The sequence below is a fragment of the Actinoplanes sp. URMC 104 genome, assembly GCF_051386375.1.
Classification (GTDB): domain Bacteria; phylum Actinomycetota; class Actinomycetes; order Mycobacteriales; family Micromonosporaceae; genus Actinoplanes.
On sequence record NZ_JBPQTO010000011.1, the window covers coordinates 312,276 to 335,061 of the forward strand.

General features: G+C 73.1%; 21 protein-coding genes. 7 read left to right on the forward strand and 14 right to left on the reverse strand.

The window, feature by feature from the left end; all coding sequences use genetic code 11:
• Positions 1 to 102: 102 nt before the first annotated feature.
• The 6 genes from ACSNN8_RS27270 to ACSNN8_RS27295 are packed head-to-tail and all read right to left on the reverse strand — an operon-like array spanning position 103 to position 7,222.
• Positions 103 to 1,215 carry an LLM class flavin-dependent oxidoreductase gene (locus ACSNN8_RS27270; RefSeq protein ID WP_436652441.1) on the reverse strand — a complete coding sequence of 371 codons (1,113 nt, stop codon included), beginning with the start codon at positions 1,213 to 1,215 and terminating at the stop codon, positions 103 to 105.
• Positions 1,212 to 2,264 carry an LLM class flavin-dependent oxidoreductase gene (locus ACSNN8_RS27275; RefSeq protein WP_436652443.1) on the reverse strand — a complete coding sequence of 351 codons (1,053 nt, stop codon included), beginning with the start codon at positions 2,262 to 2,264 and terminating at the stop codon, positions 1,212 to 1,214. Before ACSNN8_RS27275 ends, ACSNN8_RS27270 begins: the two co-directional genes overlap by 4 nt.
• Positions 2,261 to 3,868 (reverse strand): dipeptide ABC transporter ATP-binding protein, encoded by a 1,608-nt coding sequence (locus ACSNN8_RS27280; RefSeq protein WP_436652445.1) that lies wholly within the window; start codon positions 3,866 to 3,868, stop codon positions 2,261 to 2,263. Before ACSNN8_RS27280 ends, ACSNN8_RS27275 begins: the two co-directional genes overlap by 4 nt.
• Positions 3,865 to 4,710, reverse strand: a complete 846-nt coding sequence (locus ACSNN8_RS27285) for an ABC transporter permease (protein ID WP_436652447.1) — start codon at positions 4,708 to 4,710, stop codon at positions 3,865 to 3,867. Before ACSNN8_RS27285 ends, ACSNN8_RS27280 begins: the two co-directional genes overlap by 4 nt.
• Positions 4,707 to 5,621 (reverse strand): ABC transporter permease, encoded by a 915-nt coding sequence (locus tag ACSNN8_RS27290; protein WP_436652449.1) that lies wholly within the window; start codon positions 5,619 to 5,621, stop codon positions 4,707 to 4,709. The genes ACSNN8_RS27285 and ACSNN8_RS27290 overlap by 4 nt, the downstream gene beginning before the upstream one ends.
• Complete coding sequence (locus tag ACSNN8_RS27295) at positions 5,618 to 7,222, reverse strand: ABC transporter substrate-binding protein (RefSeq protein ID WP_436652451.1); 1,605 nt, start codon at positions 7,220 to 7,222, stop codon at positions 5,618 to 5,620. The genes ACSNN8_RS27290 and ACSNN8_RS27295 overlap by 4 nt, the downstream gene beginning before the upstream one ends.
• Positions 7,223 to 7,316: 94 nt before the next feature.
• Here ACSNN8_RS27295 and ACSNN8_RS27300 point away from each other — a divergent pair, with 94 nt between their 5' ends.
• The 7 genes from ACSNN8_RS27300 (at position 7,317) to ACSNN8_RS27330 (ending at position 14,436) form a co-directional block, all read left to right on the forward strand.
• Positions 7,317 to 8,684, forward strand: coding sequence for an MFS transporter (locus tag ACSNN8_RS27300; protein ID WP_436652453.1), 1,368 nt, complete (start codon positions 7,317 to 7,319; stop codon positions 8,682 to 8,684).
• An 83-nt stretch (positions 8,685 to 8,767) separates the two neighbouring features.
• On the forward strand, positions 8,768 to 9,643 hold the full coding sequence (locus ACSNN8_RS27305) for an amino acid ABC transporter permease (RefSeq protein WP_436652454.1): 876 nt from the start codon (positions 8,768 to 8,770) through the stop codon (positions 9,641 to 9,643).
• A complete protein-coding gene (locus ACSNN8_RS27310; protein ID WP_436652455.1) occupies positions 9,640 to 10,356 on the forward strand; it encodes an amino acid ABC transporter ATP-binding protein in 717 nt (238 codons plus the stop codon). Before ACSNN8_RS27305 ends, ACSNN8_RS27310 begins: the two co-directional genes overlap by 4 nt.
• Before the next feature lie 10 nt (positions 10,357 to 10,366).
• A complete protein-coding gene (locus ACSNN8_RS27315) occupies positions 10,367 to 11,329 on the forward strand; it encodes an ABC transporter substrate-binding protein (RefSeq protein ID WP_436652457.1) in 963 nt (320 codons plus the stop codon).
• A gap of 2 nt (positions 11,330 to 11,331) precedes the next feature.
• Positions 11,332 to 12,405, forward strand: coding sequence for an LLM class flavin-dependent oxidoreductase (locus ACSNN8_RS27320; protein WP_436652458.1), 1,074 nt, complete (start codon positions 11,332 to 11,334; stop codon positions 12,403 to 12,405).
• Complete coding sequence (locus ACSNN8_RS27325; RefSeq protein WP_436652460.1) at positions 12,398 to 13,738, forward strand: NtaA/DmoA family FMN-dependent monooxygenase; 1,341 nt, start codon at positions 12,398 to 12,400, stop codon at positions 13,736 to 13,738. The genes ACSNN8_RS27320 and ACSNN8_RS27325 overlap by 8 nt, the downstream gene beginning before the upstream one ends.
• Positions 13,735 to 14,436, forward strand: coding sequence for a GNAT family N-acetyltransferase (locus ACSNN8_RS27330; RefSeq protein WP_436652461.1), 702 nt, complete (start codon positions 13,735 to 13,737; stop codon positions 14,434 to 14,436). Before ACSNN8_RS27325 ends, ACSNN8_RS27330 begins: the two co-directional genes overlap by 4 nt.
• On the opposite strand, the gene ACSNN8_RS27335 is transcribed toward ACSNN8_RS27330, so the two are convergent.
• The 8 genes from ACSNN8_RS27335 to pelF are packed head-to-tail and all read right to left on the reverse strand — an operon-like array spanning position 14,425 to position 22,782.
• Positions 14,425 to 15,129 carry a hypothetical protein gene (locus ACSNN8_RS27335; protein ID WP_436652463.1) on the reverse strand — a complete coding sequence of 235 codons (705 nt, stop codon included), beginning with the start codon at positions 15,127 to 15,129 and terminating at the stop codon, positions 14,425 to 14,427. The genes ACSNN8_RS27330 and ACSNN8_RS27335 overlap by 12 nt on opposite strands.
• Positions 15,126 to 16,082: an NAD-dependent epimerase/dehydratase family protein gene (locus ACSNN8_RS27340; RefSeq protein ID WP_436652465.1), complete on the reverse strand. Its 957-nt coding sequence runs from the start codon at positions 16,080 to 16,082 to the stop codon at positions 15,126 to 15,128. Before ACSNN8_RS27340 ends, ACSNN8_RS27335 begins: the two co-directional genes overlap by 4 nt.
• A complete protein-coding gene (locus tag ACSNN8_RS27345) occupies positions 16,079 to 17,386 on the reverse strand; it encodes a nucleotide sugar dehydrogenase (RefSeq protein WP_436652466.1) in 1,308 nt (435 codons plus the stop codon). Before ACSNN8_RS27345 ends, ACSNN8_RS27340 begins: the two co-directional genes overlap by 4 nt.
• 22 nt (positions 17,387 to 17,408) lie before the next feature.
• Positions 17,409 to 18,266, reverse strand: a complete 858-nt coding sequence (locus ACSNN8_RS27350; RefSeq protein ID WP_436652468.1) for an endo alpha-1,4 polygalactosaminidase — start codon at positions 18,264 to 18,266, stop codon at positions 17,409 to 17,411.
• A gap of 8 nt (positions 18,267 to 18,274) precedes the next feature.
• Positions 18,275 to 19,111, reverse strand: a complete 837-nt coding sequence (locus ACSNN8_RS27355) for an NAD-dependent epimerase/dehydratase family protein (protein WP_436652469.1) — start codon at positions 19,109 to 19,111, stop codon at positions 18,275 to 18,277.
• Positions 19,108 to 19,833, reverse strand: coding sequence for a sugar phosphate nucleotidyltransferase (locus ACSNN8_RS27360; RefSeq protein ID WP_436652471.1), 726 nt, complete (start codon positions 19,831 to 19,833; stop codon positions 19,108 to 19,110). The genes ACSNN8_RS27355 and ACSNN8_RS27360 overlap by 4 nt, the downstream gene beginning before the upstream one ends.
• A gap of 25 nt (positions 19,834 to 19,858) precedes the next feature.
• Complete coding sequence (locus tag ACSNN8_RS27365; RefSeq protein ID WP_436652473.1) at positions 19,859 to 21,265, reverse strand: hypothetical protein; 1,407 nt, start codon at positions 21,263 to 21,265, stop codon at positions 19,859 to 19,861.
• Entirely contained in the window at positions 21,262 to 22,782 is a 1,521-nt protein-coding gene (pelF, locus tag ACSNN8_RS27370; RefSeq protein WP_436652475.1) for a GT4 family glycosyltransferase PelF, read from the reverse strand. Before pelF ends, ACSNN8_RS27365 begins: the two co-directional genes overlap by 4 nt.
• Positions 22,783 to 22,786 lie beyond the last annotated feature (4 nt).

A 22,786-nucleotide genomic window follows, 5' to 3' on the forward strand; every position in this document is an offset into this window, starting at 1 on the left:
CTCGGTGAGCTCAGGTGTTGCGACAACCCCTTGAAGCCGAGCCACCCGGGAAGGGCCTGACCCTACTCGGCGGGAACGATCTTCAGGCGGGGCGGCCTCCCGTCACCCCAGCCACTGCTCGGCGAGCAACCGGAACGAGCGCACCCGGTCCGCATGGTCGTACGTCATCGTGGTGACCAGCAGCTCGTCGGCGCCGGTCACGCGGCGCAGCGTCTCCAGCTTCTCGGCCACCGCCGCCGGCGTCCCCACGAACTGGGTGTCGAGCCGGTCCGCCACCAGCTCGCGGTCCTGTTCGCTCAGCGGCTGGGCGGCCGCCTCCTGCTCGCTGGGGAACGGGATCGCCCCGCCGCCCGCCCGGATGCTGCGCACCCACAGGCCGTACGGGGTGGCGAGCCGGCGGGCGGTCTCGTCGTCCTCGGCCACCACCACGTCCGCCGAGACCATCACGTGCGGCTCGGCGAGCACCTCCGACGGCTTGAACGCGGCACGGTAGGCGTCCACCGCCTCGAGCACCTTGGCGGGCGCCACGTGGTAGTTGGCGGCGAACGGCAGCCCGCGGGCGCCGGCCACCTGGGCGCTCTCGCCGCCGCTGCTGCCGAGGATCCACAGTTGCAGGTCGGCGCCCTCGCCGGGCACGGCGTGCGCCTCGTTGCCCTCGTCGTCGGTGTAGGGGCCGGCGATCAGGGTCTGCAGGTCGCCGACCACGTCGTCGAGGTCGAGCGGCTCGGCGCCGGGCTGCTTGAGCAGCTTGCCGTAGAGCGCCGAGCGGGCCGAGCGCAGGATCGGCGTGAAGTCGAAGTGCTTCGGGATGAGCAGCCCGTCGACGACGCGGGCCTCGGCGGGGGGCGGGGGCGGCTCGGCGAGCGCCGACGTGCGGCGCTGGGCGGAGCGTCCGAGCCCGAGGTCGAAGCGGCCGGGGTGCAGCGCGTCGAGCAGCCCGAACTGCTCGAGCGCGGCGAGCGGCGTCAGGAAGCCGGTCTGCAGGGCGCCGGAGCCGAGCCGGATGCGCTCGGTCACCGCGGCGATCTGCCCGAGCAGCACCGCCGGCTGCGAGCTGGCCACGCCGGGGGTGAGGTGGTGCTCGGCGACCCAGTAGCGGTGGTAGCCGAACTGCTCGGCCCGGCGGGCGAGGTCGAGCGTGCGGCGCAGCGCGTCGCGGGCGGTGCCGCCCGACACCAGCGGGGAGAGGTCCAGGATGGACAGCGGAACGGTCATGAGAGTCCTCCTACGGTGGCGGGTGCCGGGAACGGACGGCTGGGGATCTCGCGGCGCAGCACCGGGGCGATCTCGGACTGGAACAGCTCGAGCGTGGCGCGGTGCTGCTTGTCGGTCAGGCCGTCGGCGTCGGCGTGCAGGTGCATGACCTCGTGGCCGAACTCGGCGTGGTAGCGGTGGACCTTGTCGATGATCTGCTGGGGGCTGCCGACGAGGATCGAGCTGCGTTCGATCGCGTCCTCGAGGGTGGGGAAGACCGGTTCCACGCCGACCTTGCGGAACAGCGCGATCCGGGCCTCATGGAGTGGCCGGTACGTCTCGATCGCCTCCTGCGAGGTGCGGGCCGCGTAGTAGCCGGCGCTGCCCGCGCCGACGAGGGCGTCGGCCGGGTCGTGCCCGTAGTGGGCCCACCGTTCACGGTAGTAGCGGATGAGCTCGGCGTACGGCTCGATGGGGTTGGTGACGTTGGCCGAGAACAGCGGGTCGCCGTACCGCGCGGCGAGGTCGACGCTCTCCCGGCTGGTGGCGCTGCCGTGCCAGACCCGGATCGGCTGCTGCAACGGCCGCGGCCACACCTCGGCGTCGGTGAGCGAGGGCCGGAACCGGCCCTGCCAGGTGACCCGGTTGGAGCGCCAGAGCTGCCGGAACAGCTCGTAGCTCTCCCGGTTGCGGTCCCACTGGTCGTCGGCGGTGACGTGGAACAGCTGGGCCTGCGCGGCGCCGTTGCCCTTGCCGATGATCAGCTCGAGGCGTCCGCCGGAGAGGTTGTCGAGCGTGGAGTAGTCCTCGAAGGCGCGCACCGGGTCGAGCAGGCTGAGCGTCGTGACCGCGGTGAACAGCCGGATCCGCGAGGTGAGCGCCGCGATGTGGCTGAGCACCACCGGCGGGGAGGACGAGAAGAACGGACGCTCGTGGCGTTCGCCCACGCCGAAGCCGTCGAAGCCCAGCTCTTCGGCGAGCAGCGCGTTGTCGATCACCTCCCGGAACCGCAGGTGCGCGGGGCGGCTCGCGTCCTTCTCGGCGATCAGGGTGATGAGCAGGAATTTCATCGCGACACCTCCAGGGCCGGCACCGCGTCGATCAGCGCGCGGGTGTACTCGTGCTGTGGGCTGTGGAAGACCTCGTCCACCAGGCCGGACTCGACCACGGCGCCGTCGCGCATGACGAGCACCCGGTCGGCGAGGTGGTGGATGACGCCGAGGTCGTGCGAGATGAACAGCAGCGCGGTGCCGTCGGCGGCGCGGATGTCGGCGAGCAGGTCGAGCACCTGCGCCTGCACGGACACGTCGAGCGCGGAGACCGGCTCGTCGCAGATGATGAGGCTGGGCCGCGGGGCGAGCGCGCGGGCGATGGCGACCCGCTGCCGCTGCCCGCCGGAGAGCTGCCGCGGGTACCGGTCGAGCACGTCGGCGCCCAGGCCCACCCGCTCGAGCAACACGAGCACCTCGGTGGCCGGCGGGCGGCCCGGCAGGGCCTCGGCGACGATGCGGCGGACGGTCCAGCGCGGGTCGAAGGCGGACAGCGGGTCCTGCGAGATGAGCTGGAGGCGGCGGCGCCGCGGACGGCGCCGCCGCTCCGGCAGCCCGGTCCATGGCGCGCCCTCGAACGTCACGGTCCCGGACGTGGGTGCGGTCAGCCCGAACAGCAGCTGGGCGACCGTGGTCTTGCCCGATCCCGACTCCCCCACCAGCCCGACGATCTCGCCGCGCCGCACGGCGAGGTCGACGCCGTCGACGACGGTGTGCGCGCCGTAGCGCTTGCGCAGCCCCTCCGCGACGACGACCGCCGGAGCGGGCGCCTCGGGGACGGGCGGCGGGGCGACCGGAGCGGCGGTGGTGGCGGACAGCCGGCGGCCGCGGGAGGCGGCCGAGGGCACCGCCGCGAGCAACTGCCGGGTGTACGGGTGGGCCGGCGCGGCCAGCAGCGACGAGGTGGCGCCCGCCTCGACCACCCGGCCGTCGCGCATGACCAGGACCCGGTCGGCCAGCCGGGCGACCACCGCCAGGTCGTGGCTGATCAGCAGCAGCGTCTCGCCGGCCGCGCGCCGCTCGGCGAGCAGGTCGAGGATCTGGGCCTGCACGGTGACGTCGAGCGCGGTGGTGGGCTCGTCGGCGATGAGCAGCGGCGGCCCGGCCGCGATCGCCGACGCGATCAGCGCGCGCTGGCGCAGGCCGCCGGAGAGCTGGTGCGGGTACTGCCCGGCGCGCCGCTGCGGCTCGGGCACGTGCACGGCGGCCAGCAGGTCGCGGACCCGGGCCGGGCGGTCGCGGCGGTCGCCGACCTCCTGCACGCGCAGCACCTCGGCGATCTCCGCGCCGACGGTCCGCAGCGGGTCCAGCGAGACGAGCGCGTCCTGCATCACCAGCCCGGCGAAGCCGCCCCGCAGCTCCCGCCAGTCGAAGGGAGCCGGCCCGTCGCCCGGCACGGGCCGGCCGGCCACGGTGAACCGGGAGCTGCGAACCTCGGCCCCGGGACCGGCGAGGCCGACCAGCGTGCGGGCGGTGACGCTCTTGCCCGAGCCCGACTCCCCCACGATGGCCACGCACTCGCCGCGGGCGATGTCGAGATCGATGCCGCGGACGGCCTCGACGACGCCGCGGCGATGCCGGAACGTCACGTGCAGGTCCCGGACGGACACCAGCAGCTCGCTCATCCGAGCCTCCCCTCGAAGCGGCGCTGCAACCGGCGCCCCGCCACGGTCAGCGAGATGACGGTCAGCGTGACGACGACGCCCGGCAGCACGGTCGTCCACCACGCCACGCTCAGGTAGCCGCGGCCCTCGGAGAGCATCGCGCCCCACTCCGGCGACGGCGGCTGCGGTCCCATGCCGAGGAAGCTGAGCCCGGCGGCGGCGAGGATGGCCTCGCCCAACCCGATGACGGCCAGCACCGGCACGGGTCCGAGCACGTTGGGCAGCACGTGCCGGACCACGATCAGCAGCCGCGACCCGCCGAAGGCCACTGCCTGGGTGACGTACGGCGCCTGCCGCACCACCAGCGTCTGCGTGCGCACCACCCGGGCGTAGGTGGGCGTCGTGGCCAGCCCGATGGCGACCACCAGCCCGACCGTCCCGGGCCCGGCCACCGCGACGAACAGCAGCGCGAGCAGCAGCAGCGGGAACGCCGACAGTGCGTCGAAGGCGCGGCTGAGCGCCTCGTCGGCGTACCGGTGGGCCAGCCCGGCGAGCAGGCCGAGCAGCAGCCCGGCGGAGACCGCGATCAGCGTGGCGACCACGCCGATGAGCAGGGAGTGCCGGGCGCCGTGCACGACCCGGTCGAACACGTCGCGGCCGAGCTGGTCGGTGCCGAACCAGTGCGCCGCGCTGGGCGCCTCCAGCACGTGCAGCGGGTCGGCGGTCAGCGGGTCGCCGGCGAACAGCGACGGGGCCACGGCGGCGAGCAGCGCCAGCACCAGGAAGGCGGTCGCGGCGATCACCCCGGCGCCGGACGGGCGGCGCAGCCGCAGCGGCAACGGACGGTCGAGGGCGACGGTCATGCGGGCTCCCGGCGCAGTCGCGGGTCGATGAGCAGGTACGCCAGGTCGGCGAGCGTGTTGATGACGACGTACACGAAGGCGGAGAACACCACGACGGCCAGCACCACGGGCATGTCCTCGGTGGTGACCGCCTGCAGGGTGACCTGGCCCAGGCCGGGCCGGCCGAACACGGTCTCGACGATGACCGCGCCGCCGAGCAGCACGCCGAACAGCCAGCCGGTCAGCGTCACGACCGGCAGCAGGGCGTGGCGCAGCGCGTGCCGCACGAGCACGGCCCGCTCCCCCAGCCCGCGCGCCCGGGCGGTGACCACGAACGGCTCCTCCAGCGCCCGGTCGAGCCCGTCGCGCAGCACCTGGGTGAGCACCCCGGCGACCGGCAGCGCCAGGGTGATCGCCGGCAGCACCAGCGAGGCGAGGCCCTGCCCGCCGGAGACGGGGAACCAGCCGAGCCGGAACGAGAAGACGCTCAGCAGCACGATGCCGATGAGGAACGACGGGGTGGAGACCAGCACCAGCTCCACCGTCGAGCTGGCCCGCCGCGACCACGGCCGCCGGGTGGTGACCGCCAGCACCAGCGCGAGCACCACGCCCAGCAGCGCCGCCACGACGGCGAGGGTGAGCGTGGGCCCGATCTGGTCGCCGATCACGTCGCGGACGGGGCGCTGCAGCAGGTACGAGCGGCCGAGGTCGCCGTGCACGAAGCGCCACAGGTAGTCCAGGTACTGCACGACGGCGGGCCGGTCCAGGTTCCACTCGCTGATGATCTGCTCGCGGATCAGCGGGGTGTCGGCGCCGTCGCCGATGATGCTGTCCACGGTGGTGCCGGGCGCCGCGAGCAGGGCCAGGTAGGCGGCGGTCGCGGCGGCCCAGAGCACGACCAGGCCGGTGGCCAGCCGCCGCAGGACGATCACTTGCTCAGCCAGACGCCGTAGGCGCTGCCCGGCACGCCCGCAGTCGGTTCGAAGCCGAGGCCGCCGACCTTCTTCGACGCCGCGATCTGGTCGGCCGGGGCGTACAGCGGCTGGATGAGCGCCTCGTCCGCGACCACCTTCTGCTGCAGCTGCCGGTAGACCTTGGCGCGCGCCGCGGGGTCGCTCTCGGCCTGGCCCTCGGCGAGCAGCCCGTCGACGGTCTTGTCCGCGATGCCGAGCCGGTTGATCGCGCCGGACGACGAGAGCAGCAGGTTGAGCGCGGCGCCGGCGTCGGTGTCGGCGCGGCTGTTGTCGAAGACCTCGTACTGGCCGGACTCGAGGGCCGCCGTGGCGGTGCCCTGGTCCACGACGGACACCTTCAGGTCGATGCCGGCGCTCTGCTTGACCGCGGCCTGCACGGCCTGGGCGAGGATGTCGCGGCGGTCGCGGACGAACGGCGCCGACTGCACGAGCCGGACGGTCAGGCGCTTGCCGTCCTTGACCCGGAAACCGTCCGCGTCCCGCTGCTTCCAGCCGGCCGCGTCCAGCGTCGCGTTGGCCCGCTGGGCGTTGTTGCCGTACGTGCCCTCGAGCGACTTGTCGTAGAGCGGGCTGGTGGGCCCGACCACGCTCCACGCCCGGGTGGCGGTGCCGCGGTAGACGCCGTTGAGCACGGCGTCCACGTCGAGGGCGTCGCGGAACGCCTGCCGGACGCGGATGTCGTCGAACGGCGCGTGGCTGACGTTGAAGTAGTACGAGTACGCCGATCCGGAGTTCAGCCCCTTGGCGAGCGTCAGCGCCGGGTTGCCGGTGATCTGCGCCTGGTCGGTGGCGGGGACGCCCTCGATGACCTGCACCTGGCCGGAGGTCAGCGCGCCGACGCGCACCGACGACTCCTTGAGGAAGCGGTAGGTGACCTCGTCGAGGTAGGCCGGCCGCTCGTGATAGTTCGCGTTCTTCTTGTAGTGCAGTTCCTGGCCGGGGGTGTACCGGTCGAGGACGAACGGCCCGGTGCCGGCCAGCTCGGGGCCGCCGGCCTTGAGATTGCTGGCCTCCTTGAGCGACTTCGGCGAGACGATCGCGCCCTGCGGCGAGGAGAGGAAGTCGAGCAGCAGCACGTCGGGCCGCGCCAGCCGGTAGCGCACTGTGGCCGGGTCCACGACCTCGACCGCCTTGAGGTTCTTCAGCTGCACGTCGGCGACGCCGGGCGCGTAGCCGTCGGAGAGCAGCAGGTCGGTGTTGGCCTTGACCGCGGCAGCGTCGAACGGCGTGCCGTCGCTGAAGGTCACGCCGGTGCGCAGCTTAAAGGTGTAGGTGAGGCCGTCGGGCGACACCTGGTAGCCGGTGGCCAGCCAGGGCACGTAGCCGCCCTTGTCGTCGTGGGTGAGCAGGGCCTCGAAGGTGTTCCAGACCAGCAGGCGCGCCTTGGCCTGCGCGTACTGGTGGGGGTTCAGGGTGATCGGCTCGGTCTCGACGGCCCACGTGAGCGAGCCTCCGGAGACCGGGGAGCCGGCATCGGCGGCGTCGGTGCCACCGCTGCCGGAGCAGCCCGCGGCGAGCAGGGCCGTCGCGGCAGCGACCAGCAGGGAACGGCGACGCATCTCCACCTCCAGGGAAACTGACTCCCTTTTTCCTATAGCTGAAATAGGATATAAGCAAGGGGCCAATGACCTTCGTCCCAGATGGCGGGGAAGCATGCATCGTCGAGCGGTCACCCTTGCCCTCTGCCTGGCAGCCGCGTTCACCACCCTGCTCGACCAGTCCAGCCTCAACACCGCGGTGCCCGCGCTGCGCGCCTCGCTGGACGCCGGGGAGAGCTCGATCCAGTGGATCGTCGCGGGCTATTCCCTCACGTTCGGGCTCGCGCTGGTGCCCAGCGGCCGGCTCGGCGACGCGCACGGGCGCAAGTGGCTGTTCGTGGCCGGCATCGCGCTGTTCTGCACGTCGGCGGTAGTCGCCGGCACCGCGCGGGAGGCCTGGGTCGTCGCGGCCGCCCGCCTGCTGCAGGGCGCCGGCGCGGGCACGGTGAACCCCCAGGTGCTCGGCATCATCCAGGAACTGTTCACCGGGCGCGACCGCACGCGGGCGCTGGGCGCGTACGCCATCGTGGGCGGGATCGCCGGCGTGATCGGGCCGCTGGTGGGCGGCGGCCTGATCGGCGCGCTCGGGGACGCGTACGGCTGGCGGTGCGTGCTGCTGCTCAACGTGCCCTTCGGGCTGGTCACCGTGCCGCTGGCGATCCGGTGGTTCCCGCACGCGCGGCCGGCGCCGGGCCGGCGCACGAGCCTGGACCTGCCCGGGCTGGCGCTGCTCGCGGCGGCGACGCTGTGCCTGCTGCTGCCGTTCACGATGCCGCACGCCGCGGGGTGGCTCGCGGGCGTGCCGCTGCTGGTCGCCGCGCTGATCGCCTGGGAACGCCGGTACGAGCGCCGGGGCCGCACCCCGATCCTGCTGCCCGCACTGCTGGGCGAGCGCGGCTACCGCGCCGGGACGCTGATCGCGACGTTCCAGTTCGGCGGGGCGCTGTCCGCCTCGCTGGCCGTCACCCTGCACCTGCAGGAGAACCTGGGCTGGTCGGCGCTGCACGCGGGCCTGACCCTGCTGCCCAGCGCGCTCGGCTTCGCGCTGCTGTCCTCGGTCGGCTGGCGGGTGGTCGGCCGCTGGGGCCGGCGCAGCATTCTCTGGGCGCTGGACACGGCGCTGCTGGCCGTGCTCGCGTCGATCGCCGTCCTGCTGCTGGCCCCGCCCGGCCGGCTGGGACCCTGGCTCGCCGTCACCCAGCTCGTCGGCGGCGCCGCGACCGGCCTGATCGTCTCGCCGAACCAGGCGCTCACGCTGGCGCACGCCCCGCCCGGCGCGGCCGGCCTGGCCGCCGCGTTCCTGCAGCTCGCGCAGCGCATCTCGGCCACCGTCGGCACCGCCGCGGTCGCCGGCGTGGTGCTGCGCGGCTCCGCCGGCGGGGGGCTGGCGATCAGCGCGGGCCTGCTCGCCGCGGCGGTCGCGGCGGCGGCGGTCGAACAGCGGCGGGCGGCGGTGGCCGCCACGCGTTTACAACTCCGTTAAACATATACCTTCGATAGGACTTGAGGGTATTGCGGTCGCCGACCTAGCGTTCTCGGCAACAGCCCACGGCGGAGGGAAGCGGAGTGAGTCTCCTGTCATCGGCCCGCGCGGTGGACAGCCGCCCGAGCACCCCGGACGACCTCGTCGTCGTGCCGGCCCGCCATCCCTGGCGATGGATCGCCGCCGCGCTCGTGCTGGTCGTCGTCGCCCAGTTCCTGCACGGCCTCGCCACCAACCCGGGCTGGGAGTGGCGCACGTTCGCCGGCTACTTCTTCGAGGAGTCCGTGATGGACGCGCTGCTGATCACCCTCGAGCTCACGTTCGCCGGCGCGGTGCTCGGCTTCGCCGGCGGCATCGTGCTCGCGCCGATGCGGCTGTCGCGCAACCCGGTGCTCAAGACGGTCAGCTGGACGTTCATCTGGGTGTTCCGGTCCGTGCCGCTGATTGTGCAGCTGCTGTTCTGGGCCAACCTCGGCTACCTGTACGACCGGCTGCAGCTCGGCATCCCGTTCGGCCCGGGCTTCGTGCACCTCGAGACCTCCAGCCTGGTCAGCGCGTTCGGGGCGGCGCTGCTCGGGCTGGCGCTGCACGAGGCCGCGTACGCCGCCGAGATCGTCCGCGCCGGCATCCTGTCGGTCGACTCCCGCCAGCTCGAGGCGGCCGCCGCCCTGGGGATCCCGCGGCTGCGCCAGTTCCGCCGCATCCTGCTCCCCCAGGCCATGCGGGCGATCCTGCCCAACGCCGCCAACGAGCTGGTCAACCTGCTCAAGAGCACCTCGGTGGTGTACGTGCTGGCGATCGGCGAGCTGTTCTACCAGGTGCAGGTGATCTACGGCCGCAACGGGCGGGTCGTGCCGCTGCTGCTGGTCGCCACCGTCTGGTACGTGATCCTCACCGCCGCCCTGTCGGTGCTGCAGCACTACGTCGAGCGCCGCTTCTCCCGGGGGTACGTCCGATGATCGAGCTCACCGGGGTGCACAAGTCGTTCGGCCCGCTCGAGGTGCTCAAGGACGTCACGCTCACCGTTCCCGCGGGCAGCGTCACGGTGATCCTCGGCCCCTCCGGCTCCGGCAAGTCCACGCTGCTGCGCTGCATCAACCACCTCGAGAAGGTCGACCGCGGCCGGGTCCGCGTCGACGGCGAGCTGATCGGCTACCGCCGGGTGGGCACCAGGCTGTACGAGCTCAGCGAGCGGCACATCCTCAAGCAGCGCGCCCGGATCGGCTTCGTCTTCCAGACCTTCAACCTGTTCCCGCACATGACCGCGCTGCAGAACGTGCAGGAGGCCGGCGGCGGCATCGAGCTGCTCGAGCGGGTGGGCCTGGCCGAGAAGGCGAACGCCTACCCCCGCCAGCTCTCCGGCGGCCAGCAGCAGCGGGTGGCGATCGCCCGCGCGCTCGGCCGCGACCCCAAGCTGATCCTGTTCGACGAGCCCACCTCGGCGCTCGACCCCGAGCTGGTCGGCGAGGTCCTCGACGTCATGCGCGACCTCGCCCGCGCCGGCGCCACGATGGTCGTGGTCACCCACGAGATCGGCTTCGCCCGCGAGGTAGCCGACACCATCGTCTTCCTCGACGATGGCCGCGTCGTCGAGCAGGGCCCGCCCGCCGCGGTCCTCGACAACCCGCAGCACGAGCGCACCCGCGCCTTCCTCTCCAAAGTCCTGGTCTAAAAGGAGCCCCATGCGTACGAGATCCGCCCTGCTCGCCGTCGTGACGCTCGCGGGGCTGGCCGCCTGCTCCGCACCCGACGAGACCCCGGTGAAGGTGCAGGAGGCCGCCGCCGTCAGCATCAACAACGGACCCGACCAGCAGCGCATCGTCCCGGCCAAGGTGGACGCGGCCGCCGCGCTGCTGCCCGAGCGGATCCGCAGCAAGGGCACGCTGACCATCGGCGTCGGCGCGTCCGGCGCGGGCTTCCCGCCGCTGGCCTTCACCGCCACCGACAACAAGACGCTGATCGGCAGCGAGCCCGACATCGCTGTCGCGGTCGCCGGCGTGCTCGGCCTCAAGCCCGAGCTGCAGAACACCAGCTGGGAGAACCTGTTCATCGGCCTGGACAGCGGCAAGTACGACCTCGGCGCCTCCAACATCACGGTCACCGAGGAGCGCAAGCAGAAGTACGACTTCGCCACCTACCGCAAGGACGAGCTCGCGTTCGAGGCCAGGAAGGGCGCAGGCTGGAAGGTGACCGGGCCCAAGGACGTGGCCGGCAAGAGGATCGCCGTCGGCTCCGGCACCAACCAGGAGAAGATCCTGGTGGAGTGGAGCGAGGAGGCCGTCAAGCAGGGGCTGCCCAAGGTGGACATCAAGTACTACCAGACCAACCAGGCCACGTACCTGGCGCTCGGCTCCGGTCAGATCGACGCCTACCTCGGGCCCAACCCGACCGCGGCCTACCACGTCGCCACGGCCGGGCAGACCGAGATCATCGGCACCTACTCGGGCGCCGGCTCCACGCTGCAGGGCAAGATCGCGCTCACCACGAAGAAGGGCAGCGGGCTGGTCGAGGCGTACAAGGCCGCCCTCGACGAGCTCATCAGGTCGGGCGACTACCGGAAGATCCTGGACCGGTGGAACCTCGCTTCCGAGGCCGTGCCGACGGCCGAGGTCAACCCGCCCGGCCTGCCCATCGAGGGGAAGTGACCATGACCCACCTCCACCTGGCCGTCGCGCTCGACGGCGCCGGCTGGCACCCCGGCGCCTGGCGCGAGCCCGACGCCCGCCCCGCCGAGCTGTTCACCGCCCGTTACTGGGCCGACCTGGTTACCGAGGCCGAGGCCGGCAAGCTCGATTTCGTCACCATCGAGGACGCGCTCGGCGTGCAGAGCGACGACCCCACCCAGGTGCAGGGCCGCCTCGACGCTGTCCTGATCGCCGCGCGGGTCGCCCCGCTGACCCGCCACATCGGGCTGGTGCCGACCGCCACCGTCACGCACACCGAGCCGTTCCACATCTCCAAGGCCATCGCCACGCTCGACTACGTCAGCAAGGGCCGCGCCGGCTGGCGGGTGCAGGTCTCCGCGAGGCCGCAGGAGGCCGCGCACTTCGGTCGGCGCACGGTCCGGATCGACACCACGGAGGCGGTCAGCGACCTGTTCGACGAGGCCGCCGACTACGTCGAGGTGGTGCGCCGGCTCTGGGACAGCTGGGAGGACGACGCCGAGATCCGCGACGCCGCCACCGGCCGCTTCATCGACCGCGACAAGCTGCACTACATCAACTTCGAGGGGCGGTTCTTCACCGTCAAGGGTCCCTCGATCACGCCGCGGCCGCCGCAGGGCCAGCCGGTCGTGACCGCGCTCGCGCACGCCGAGATCCCGTACCGGTTCGCCGAGCGGGCCGCCGACATCGTGTACGTGACCCCGGCCGACGCCGCCGACGCCCGCCGGATCGTCGACCAGGTCAAGGTGAAGCACGTCTTCGCCGACCTCGTGGTGTCGTTCCGGCCGGCCGAGCTCGAGTCCGACGCCAAGGTCGTCACCGGCACCCCCGGGCAGCTCGCCGACCTGCTGCAGGAGTGGCAGGCGGCCGGCCTCACCGGGTTCCGTCTGCGCCCCGCCCGCCTGCCGTCGGACCTGCACGGCATCACTCGCGGCCTGGTCCCGGAACTGCAGGCGAGGGGCCTGTTCCGTACGGAGTACGAGCCCGGCACCCTGCGCGACCGGCTCGGCCTCGAGCGCCCGGCCAACCGCTACGCCGAAGGAGCCCGCGTTGCCTAAGCAGATCCACCTCGCCGCGCACTTCCCGGGCGTCAACAACACCACCGTGTGGAGCGACCCCCGCTCGGGCAGCCACATCGAGTTCGAGTCGTTCGCCCGGCTGGCCCGCACGGCCGAGCGCGCCAAGTTCGACTTCTTCTTCCTCGCCGAGGGCCTGCGGCTGCGCGAGCAGGGCGGCCAGATCTACGACCTGGACGTGGTGGGGCGCCCCGACACGTTCACCGTGCTCGCCGCGCTCGCGGCCGTGACCGAGCACCTCGGGCTGGCGGGCACCATCAACTCGACGTTCAACGAGCCGTACGAGGTGGCCCGGCAGTTCGCCAGCCTCGACCACCTCTCCGGCGGGCGGGCCGCGTGGAACGTCGTCACCTCGTGGGACGCGTTCACCGGCGAGAACTTCCGGCGCGGCGGCTTCCTCGCCGAGGACGACCGCTACAGCCGCGCCACGCAGTTCCTCGAGACCGCCAAGGAGTTGTTCGCCTCCTGGCCCGCCGACGCGGTTGCGGCCGACAAGGACAGCGGCGTCTTCCTGCGCGACCCGCAGGCCGGCGCGTTCCGCCACACCGACCAGCACTTCGCCATCTCGGGCCGGTTCAACGTGCCGCGCAGCCCGCAGGGCCGGCCGGTCATCCTGCAGGCCGGCGACTCCGACGCGGGCCGCGAGTTCGCCGCGGCCACCGCCGACGCCATCTTCAGCCGGCACGGCACGCTCGCGGAGGGCCAGAAGTTCTACGCCGACGTCAAGGGGCGGCTGGCCCGGTACGGCCGCGAGCGTGACCAGCTGCTCGTGCTGCCCGCCGCCACGTTCGTGCTGGGCGACACCGACACCGAGGCGCAGGAGCAGGCGCGGATCGTGCGGCGGCAGCAGGTCAGCGGCGCGACCGCCATCAAGGTGCTCGAGCAGCTCTGGAACCGCGACCTGTCCGCGTACGACCCGGACGGCCCGCTGCCCGACATCGACCCCGACGTGTCGTCCGAGCACATCGCGCGCGGCCGCGCCAGCGTCCGGATGAACCGCGACCCGATCGCCGTCGCCCGGCAGTGGCGCGAGAAGGCCACCGCGGAGAAGCTGTCGATCCGCGACCTCGTCATCGAGGTGACCGGCCGGCAGACGTTCGTCGGCTCGGCCGCGACGATCGCCGCCGAGATCGACCACCTGGTGCAGGAGGACGCGAGCGACGGGTTCATCCTGGTGCCGCACGTGACCCCGGACGGGCTGGACGAGTTCGCCGACACCGTGGTGCCGCTGCTGCAGGAGCGCGGCGTCTTCCGCACCGAGTACTCCGGGCCCACGCTGCGCGACCACCTCGGCCTGAGCGGGGTCGCCGGATGACGACCGTCGAGGCGGGCCGCTCGGTGCTCGACAACGCGGCGTGGGAGTCGTTGCGCGGCGCGCACTCCCGCTTCGCGCAGGCGTACGGGCAGGCCGTGCGGTACGAGGAGGACGTGGCGCCCTTCCACGCGCTGCGCGACCCGCAGGACCCGCGGGCGTGGGCCGACCTCGCCGCGCTGACCGGGCCGGCCGCCGAGGTGGCGGTGGCGGGCCCGGTCCCGGCGAGCCATCCCGGCTGGCAGGTGGCGGGCGAGATCGCCGGGGTGCAGTTCGTCGACGAGTCGCTGCGCGCCGAGCCGTTCCCGCAGGCGCGCCTGCTGGGCCCCCCGGACGTGCCGGAAATCCTCGACCTGGTCGCGCGCACCCGGCCGGGCCCGTTCCGGCGGCGCACCATCGAGCTCGGCACCTACCTCGGCGTCCACCACGAGGGCCGGCTGATCGCGATGGCCGGCGAGCGGCTGCACCCGCCGGGCTGGACCGAGATCAGCGCCGTGTGCACCGATCCGGCGTACCGGGGCCGGGGCCTGGCGACGAGCCTGGTGCGCGCGGTCGCGTACGGGATCCGGGAGCGCGGCGAGGTGCCGTTCCTGCACACCTCGGCCGCCAACGCGAACGCGATCCGCCTCTACGAGGCGATCGGCTTCCGCCTGCGGAGGCGGACCACGTTCGCGGCGTACCGCAGGGTCTCAGACGCGTGAGAGCGCGCGGTCGCTGACGATGCACTGCATGCCGAACTGCCGGGCCCGGCGGATCGCGAAGTCGGTCAGGCCCGGGTCGTCGGCGTAGTCCAGCGCGTACAGGTCGAGCTGCAGCCGCAGCAGCTGCTCGGCGATCTGGGCGTGGAACTCCAGCACGTCGGGCGGCCAGGGGGCGTACCCGTCTTCGGTCCAACGGGCCGAGAACGACTCGAACACCACCCCGTCGACGAGCTCGGCCAGCCGCGGCAGCATGCCGAAGCCGCGGTTGGCCAGGATGTACGCCGACTCCGAGACCGCCCGCACGGCGGCCACCAGCGTCAGCAGGTGCGGCACGTCCTCGGGGAAGGTCAGCTCCACGTTGAGCGTGTCGAGGAACAGCCCGTCGAAGCCCGCGTTCAGCGCGTCGCGGGCCTGACCGACCACGTGCGACACCCAGCCGGGATGCCCGACGTGCACGAAGGTGCCGCCCCAGTCGGGGTTGCGCTCGACGCGCTGCCACTCGGCGGGCGGGCCGGTGTCCTCCGACAGCGACAGGTAGGCCAGCACCTGCACGCCGCGCTGCTTGAGGAACGCGACCTCCTCGCTGTTGTAGAAGTCCGGCTGGAGCACCACGCGCGGGTACTCGGCGAGGTCGAGCAGCCGGCCGTTGCCGTAGTAGAAGCAGATCGGCGCGCGCTGCGCGGTGTCGGTCATGAGGGCCTCCCGTGTTCGGCGTACCACGCGTACGTGGTGCGGACGCCTTCCTCGAGCGTCACCGACGGCTCGTAGCCGGTCAGCTCGCGCAGCTTCGACAGGTCGGGGCAGCGCCGCCGCACCGATCCCGGTGGCGCGTCGGCCGTCTCGATCGCGGGGCTGACGCCGGCCACGCGCAGCACCAGCTTGGCGAGGTCGCCGATGTTGGTCTCCTCGCGGTCGTTGCCGATGTGCACGATCTGCCCCGCCGCCGCGGGCGTGGCCATCAGCCGCACCATCGCCTCGACCGCGTCGTCGACATGGCAGAACGCGCGGAACTGGTCGGCGCCGGGCACCCGGAACGGGTCCTCGCCCCCCTGAGCCCGCAGCGACATCTCGGGAATCACGTGGTCGGCGCCCATCCGCGGCCCGTACACGTTGTGGAACCGGCCCACGACCGCGTCGAAACCCTTGGCCCGCGCGGTGTGCAGGAATGCGGCCTCGCCGAGCAGCTTGCTGGCGGCGTACGCGAACCGGGGCGCGGTGATGTCCGAGATCATCGTCGGGATGCCCTCGGGGGTGGGCACCGGCACGATCCCGGCGTCGACCCCGCCCGCGTACACCTCGCTGGTGGAGGCGAAGAAGACCCGGTCGCCGGCCCGCAGCCAGTCGAGCAGGTGCATCGCCACGAGCGTGTTGACCCGCACGACGCGGGCCGGGTCCTTCTCCACGTTGCGCACCCCGACGACGGCGGCGAGCAGGTAGATCTGGTCCCAGCCGCGCTCGAGGCCGGCGTAGAAGGCGGGATCGGTGAGGTCCGCCGAGACGACGTCGACCTTCAGCTGCGCCACGGCGGCGTCCGAGCGGCCGCGGGAGAAGTCGTCGACGATCGTCACCTCGTGGCCGTCGGCGACCAGCCGCCGGGCCAGGTGCAGGCCGATGAAGCCCGCGCCGCCGAGCAGCAGCGCCCTCATGCGGTCACCGCCGGCAGGTAGCCGAGGCCGGCGTAGCGGATCCCGGCCGCGCGGATCGCGTCGGCGTCGAGGATGCGCCACGAGTCGAAGATCAGCGCGGGGCGGGCGTCGCCGAGCAGCGCGGCCACGTCGATCGCGCGGTAGTCGGGATGGTCGTTGATGACCAGCACGGCGTCGCTGTCGGTGAACGCCTTGTCGAGGCTGATCGGCTCGCCGCCGTACTGCCGGACGACCTCGGCGGTGACCATCGGGTCGTGCCCGGTCACCGTGATCCCGGCGGCCGAGAAGATCGGCATCATCGTGGCGATCGGGGTGCCGCGCATGTCGTCGGTGGGCGGCCAGCCCTTGTACGCCCAGCCGAGCACCGCCAGCCGCAGCCCGCGGGTCTCGCCGCGCAGCTCGCGCAGCAGCCGCACGACGTTCTCAGCGACGTGCACGGGCAGGTGCTCGTTGAGCGCGCGGGCCTGCCCGACGAGGAACGGCGTGTAGCCGCCGGCGCTGTCGAGCATGATGTACGGGTCCTTGGACAGGCAGCCACCGCCGACGTACCCGGGCTTGGACAGGTCGGGGCGCGGATAGTCCACGTTGGCCGCGCGGATGACCTCGAGCGGGTCGAGGCCGTGCTGCTCGGCGATCAGCGCGATCTCGTTGCCGAACGAGTAGATCAGGTCGGTGTGGCAGTTGTTGGACAGCTTGACCAGCTCGGCCGCCTCGAGGCTCGACACCGGCACCACGGTGTGGGCCAGCCCGCTGAAGAACTCGACACCCGCGCGCGTGCTGTCCTCGTCGAGCCCGCCGACGACCTGCGGCAGCTCGACCAGCTCGCGCAGCGCCTGACCCTGGATCGTGCGCTCCGGAGCCATCACCAGCCGCACGTTGCCCCGGCCCCACGCGGCCTCCAGCTCGGGCAGCACGACGCGGCGGCTGGTGCCGACCGGCACGGTGCTGCGCACGACGACCAGCGTGCCGGCCCGGCAGGTGGCGGCGACGCTGCGCGCGGCGGCGGCCAGGTTGGCCAGGTTGGGGCGGCGGGTGGCCTCGTCGACCGGCGTCGACACGCTGATGACGGCGACCTCCACGGTGTCGTGCGGCAGGGTCTCGGCGACGTGGACGCTGGTGCCGACCTTCTCGGCGAAGATGTCCTCGACGCCCGGCTCGAAGATGTGCGACCGGCCCTGCGCGAGCGTGTCGAGCACGTGGGTCGACACGTCGGCGCCGTGCACGACGTACCCCTTGTCGGCCAGCGCGGCGGTCAGCGTCAGGCCGACGTAGCCGAGGCCGACGACTCCGATCGTCTGTGGCATGCGGTTCTCTCCTCCAGGTGAGTCAGGGACACACCGGACCCGGTCGGTCCAGCTCCAGCACGGTGACCGTGCCGGTGAAGCGTTCGGTGGCGTAGTGCTCGCAGGCGGCCCGCACGTCGGCGGCCCGGGTGGCGTAGTCGACGCTGAGCACGAACTTGCCGGCGTCGCGCAGCGCCCGGGTCTCGGCCAGGTTCTCGGCGCACCAGTCCTCGGCGCAGCGCTTGTCGGTGGCGCGGAAGAACAGCTCCTCCATGCCGATGCCGTCGATGGCGGCGGTGTAGCCGGGCTGGTGCCGCAGCTCCGGCGAGTTCTGCGGCACGATCAGGAACCCGGGCTTGCGGGCTTTCGCGTACGCGCTGATGCGCGCCACGAGGGCGGCCATGTCCCGTGCGAGGGCCGCGCGGTCGCGCCCCGGCACGGCGTCGAGCGAGATCTCCTCGTACGCCAGCGGGGTGTCCAGATAGGCGCCGTCGAACCCGGCCCGGATCGCCTGGTCGACACGCGGCCGCACGACGTGCTCCCACCAGCGCGGGTCGTAGTAGCGGACGAAGAACTCGCCCGGCCAGTCCGCCCACTCGTTGGCGATCAGGTCGCGCGGCATCGTCCGGTACTCGGGGCGGAAGTCCTCGATGCTGCCGATCTCGAAGTACGCGAGGACCCGCTTGCCGGTCCGGCGCACGGCGGCGATCTCGCCGGCGGTGAACCAGTCGCGGTGGGCGTCGCGGGCCAGGTCGACGACCACGGTCCGGTACGGCCCCGCGGCGAGCTCGTCGAGGCGGCCGTCCCGGTAGCCCTGCAGTTGATAGGCCCACGAGTCGGGCCCGGGGGCGGGCGTGGAGTGGCAGGCGGCGACGGTCAGCGCCGCCAGCAGGACCGTCACCGCCCTTCTCACGACTCGGCCCAGATGCTCTTGATCGAGCTGCCGAGGTCGTGCGCCGGCGCCCAGCCGAGGTCGGTGCGGGCGCGGGTGATGTCGGCCTGGATCCAGGTCACCGCGGCGGAGCGCTGCGGGCCGGCCCCCTGCTCGCGGATCGTGCCGGTCCAGCCCGCCTCGCGGGTGAGCATGTGCACGGCCTCGCGGACGGTGACCGCGCGCCCGCTGCCGGCGTTGTAGACGGGGTGCGGCAGCTCGGCGGCGGTGACCGCGGCCCGGATCAGCGACGCCACGTCGCGCACGTCGACGAAGTCGCGGTAGGCGCCCAGCGGGCCCAGCGTCAGCTCGGTGCGGCCGGCCCGGATCTGCGCGGCGACCCGGCCCAGCACGTTCTCGGCCGGCTGGCCCGCGCCGACCGGGTTGAACACCCGCAGCGACACCGTGTTGCCGGTCAGCGCGAACAGCCGCGTGCCGGCCTGGTGGCTGACCCCGTACGCCCCCACCGGCTCGGTGCGGTCGTCCTCGCGCACGGCGTGCCCGTGCGGGACCACGCCGTACTCCCCCGCCGACCCCAGCCGCACCAGCCGCACCCCGGGCGCGGCCTCCAGCAGGGTGGCGGCCACCATCGCGTTGGCCCGCATCAGCTCGCCGGGGGTGCCGGTGAGCGCGCCCACGCAGCACACCACCGCGTCGGGCCGCTCGGCGCGCACGAGCGCCTTGAGCGCCTCCGGCTCGCCGTCGACGAGGTCGTGGCGGTCACGGCCCGGGCAGATCAGCTCGCCCACGTCCTGCAGGGCGGCGCGCACGTGCCGGCCGATGAAGCCGGACGAGCCGAACAGCAGGATCCTCATACCGGCTCCCCGGCGCGGTCGCGCAGCAGGATCGGGCGCAGCTGCTCGAACGTGCGGTTGGCCTCGTCGTAGTCCTCGGGCCGGCCGATGTCGAGCCAGAACCCGGTGAACGGGTAGGTGGCCGGGTGGTCGCGCCGGGCGAGCAGGTCGAGCACGAGCTCGTCGAAGCCGAACGCGCGTCCCGCCGGATAGGGGGCCAGCGTGCGGCGGCTCATCCCGTACACGCCCATGCTGACCTGGTAGCGCAGGCTGGGCTTCTCGCGGAACCCGATGATCCGCGACGCCTCGACGTCGAGCACGCCGAACTCGACCTTGTGGGTGCGCTCGGCGATCGCCACGGTCAGCCCGCCGGCCGACAGCACGTGCTGGTGCAGCAGGTCGGCGTAGTCGAGGTCGGTGAGCACGTCGCCGTTCATCACCAGGAAGTGCTCGGGCAGGGTGTCCTTGAGCCCGAACAGCGGCCCGACCGTCGACAAGGGACGGTCCTCCTCGATGTAGTCGACGCGCAGGCCCCAGCGGGCGCCGTCGCCCACGAACGCCTTGATGAGCGGGCCGAGGTGGTTGATGGCCAGGGTCACCGAGGTGAAGCCGCTGCCGGCGAGCTGCTTCAGGACGATCTCGAGGATCGCGTGGTCACCGATGGGCATCAGAGGCTTGGGCAGCGTGGTCGTGTACGGCCGCAGCCGCACCCCTTTGCCACCGGCAAGAATCACCGCGTGCATGCCGATCTCCCCCTTTTTCAGCGATCTACCGGTAGTGGCGAACCTGGCGGACGGACGGGGCCAGGCCGAGCAGGAACATCGCGAGCAGCGCGAGCACGCTGCCGAGCAGCACGACCGTGTCGGTGAGCGGGCCGACGGGCCGGCCGAGCAGGAACACGACGCCCAGGTGCAGCGCCAGCGCGGCGACCAGCGACGCGCAGAGCCGGCCGAAGCTCTCGAACGCGGCCAGCAGAAAGGCGAGGTAGTACGCGCCGGCGAGCACGGCGTGCGCCGCGGCCATGACGGCGACCGCCGGGTCGGGCCGGGCCACGACCAGCGCGACGCCCAGCGCGACCGGCACGGCGGTGCACACGAGCAGCTCGCGCCCGATGATCCGGGAGACGCCGAGCTCGAAGTCGGCGGGGCGGCGGCTGACCCGGCTCAGCGCGACGGCGCGGGCCCGGAACCGTTCGGCGCGCCACTCGACGAAGCCCATCGACAGGATCAGCGGCGCGGCGCCCAGCGCGATGTCCAGCCGGGTCAGCAGGTAGGGCGCGGCGGCGTGCAGCAGAAACAGCGCCGACAGGATCCCGTACGCGGTGACCCGGCCCAGCCCCCGCCACGGCAACCGCATCCGTGGCTCGTCGCCGCTGCCCCGGCCCCGCGTGCACCACAGGGCGGCGCCCAGCGCGAGCAGCACGCCGCCCGCCGCGGTCAGCAGCGCCGCCGCCCGGGCCTGCGGCGTGAGCAGATAGACGACCCCGGCCACGACCGCGGGTGCCATCGCCACCGCCTGCACAGCCTCGCGACGGTAGAACATGAGCACCGTGCCGGCGAGCTGATAGCCGAGCTGGCCCGCGACGAGCACGATCAGCCCCCACGCGCCGGCGCCCACCGCCGCGCCGACCGCGACACCGGCCACCGGAGCCGCCACGGCCGACCAGCGCAGCAGCCGGGCCGCGCGGTGCGGGCGGTTGGCGCCGAGCAGCTTGTAGGCCGCGAACGCGACGGTCCCCGCGTACGCCCACCCGACCACTCCTGCCACGGTCAGCGCCACGACGGTGTTGCGCTGCCCCAGCACCGCCAGCACGGCCGGGAACACCGCGCTGGGCAACGCGTACAGCGGGCCGTGCAGCAGCAGCCGGACGGTCTGGCGGCGGCCGTGCCCGGTGGCGACCGGCGCGGGCGGGTCGTCGGCGGGCGGCCCCAGGCGGCGGAACACCTCCTGCGCCAGCGCGAACACGTCGGGAAAGCCGTACTCCACCCGGGCGATGCGGTCGGTGACGCCATCCGCCTCCAGCGCGGCAGCCACCTGCAGCGCCTCCACCGCGCGGGCCAGCGCGGGCCGCATCCGGTCGACCAGCGTGTCGAGCGGGTCGGTCGAGATGCGCGGCAGGACGACCGGATGGGTGGGCGGCGCCGCCGCTGCGGCGGCCTCCTTCTCGACGGTCATCGCAGGCCCACCCAGGCCGGGGCGGCGGGTCGCAGCCGCGGCGCCGCAACGGGCGGCCGGCGCAGGTGACGCGGCTCGGCGCCGGCCGTGATCGGCGTGACCAGGCCCTCGTAGACGTTGCGGTACATCTGCAGCGACTGGGCGAGCGTGAAGTGCTCGAGCACCCGGGCCCGGGCCGCGAAGCCCATGTTGTAACGCAGCTGGTCGTCGCGCAACAGCTCGATGCACGCCTCGGCGACCGCCGCGTGGTCGCGCGGCGCCACGACCCGGCCGGTGTCGGCGACCGCCTCGGCGACCCCGCCCACGTTGGTGCACACGGTGGGCCGCCCGCACGCCATCGCCTCGACGACCGTGTAGGGGAAGCCCTCCGAGATGCTGGTGAGCGCGACGATGCTGCCCGCGTGGTAGGCGTCGACCGCCCGCTCGATGCGCCCCTCGAGCACGGCCGCGCCGTCCAGCCCCAGCTCGGTGATCAGCGCCTCGCACGACTGGTGGTAGAGCCGGTTGGCCGCGGGCGTGCCGCCGAAGATGCGCAGCCGCGCCTGCGGGATCTCGCGGCGCACGATGGCGAACGCGCGGATCAGCGTGTGCAGGTCCTTGAGCGGGTCGACCCGGCCCATGAACGCGATCGTGGGCACCTGGGGCTCGCTCGTGGCGGCCGGGAAGTCGGCGGGCTCCACGCCGTTGTACATCGTCCACATGCGCTCGGGGTCGGCGCCGTTGTGCAGCTGCCACCGCCGGTTGTACGCCGAGTGGGGAGCGAGCACGTCGGTGATGAGGTACGCCGCCCCGGCCAGCGAGCGGAAGAAGCTCAGCGCCATCACCCGTACGGCGTGGGGCGCGTCGTCGTGCAGATAGGACATGTACCGCTCGCGCAGATAGATGCCGTGCTCGCTCATCACCAGCGGGGTGCCGTAGCGCCACTTGGCGACCATGGCCGGCAGCATCGACAGCCCGTTCATCGAGCAGTGCACGATGTCGGCCTGCACCGCCGGGGCGCTCAGCGGGCGCAGCATGTGCTCGAGCAGCCAGGTGGCCTGCACGGCGTCGGCCACCGTGGGCGCCGGGGCGGTCTGCTCGACGCGCAGCTCGTGCCACGCGTCGAGCATCATCGTCACGGCCTCGTTGGACACCAGCGCCTCGCCGAGGTCGCCGCCCGCCTCGGCGTACTCGTAGAGCCCGCGCAGGGCCAGCAGGAACAGGCCCCGGCCCTGCTCGGGGCGGATCGTCTCGAGCGGGGTGATCAGCGCCCGCAGGAACATCTCGTACGGACCGGTGAACGCCGGGCCGGGCGGGCCGCCGCGCCGTGGCGCGCGGCGGCCTCCCCAGAGCGGAACCGAGTGCACCCGGTCGAGGTTCGCCGGGCCGGCGAAGACGGACTGCTCGGTGCCGTCGACGGTGAGCGCGACGACCTCCCAGCGGTAGTCGGGCATACCCTTGATGAGCTGCTCGCACCAGATGCTGACGCCGCCCATCGCGTACGGGTAGGTCCCCTCGGACACCAGCGCGATCCGCATGTGC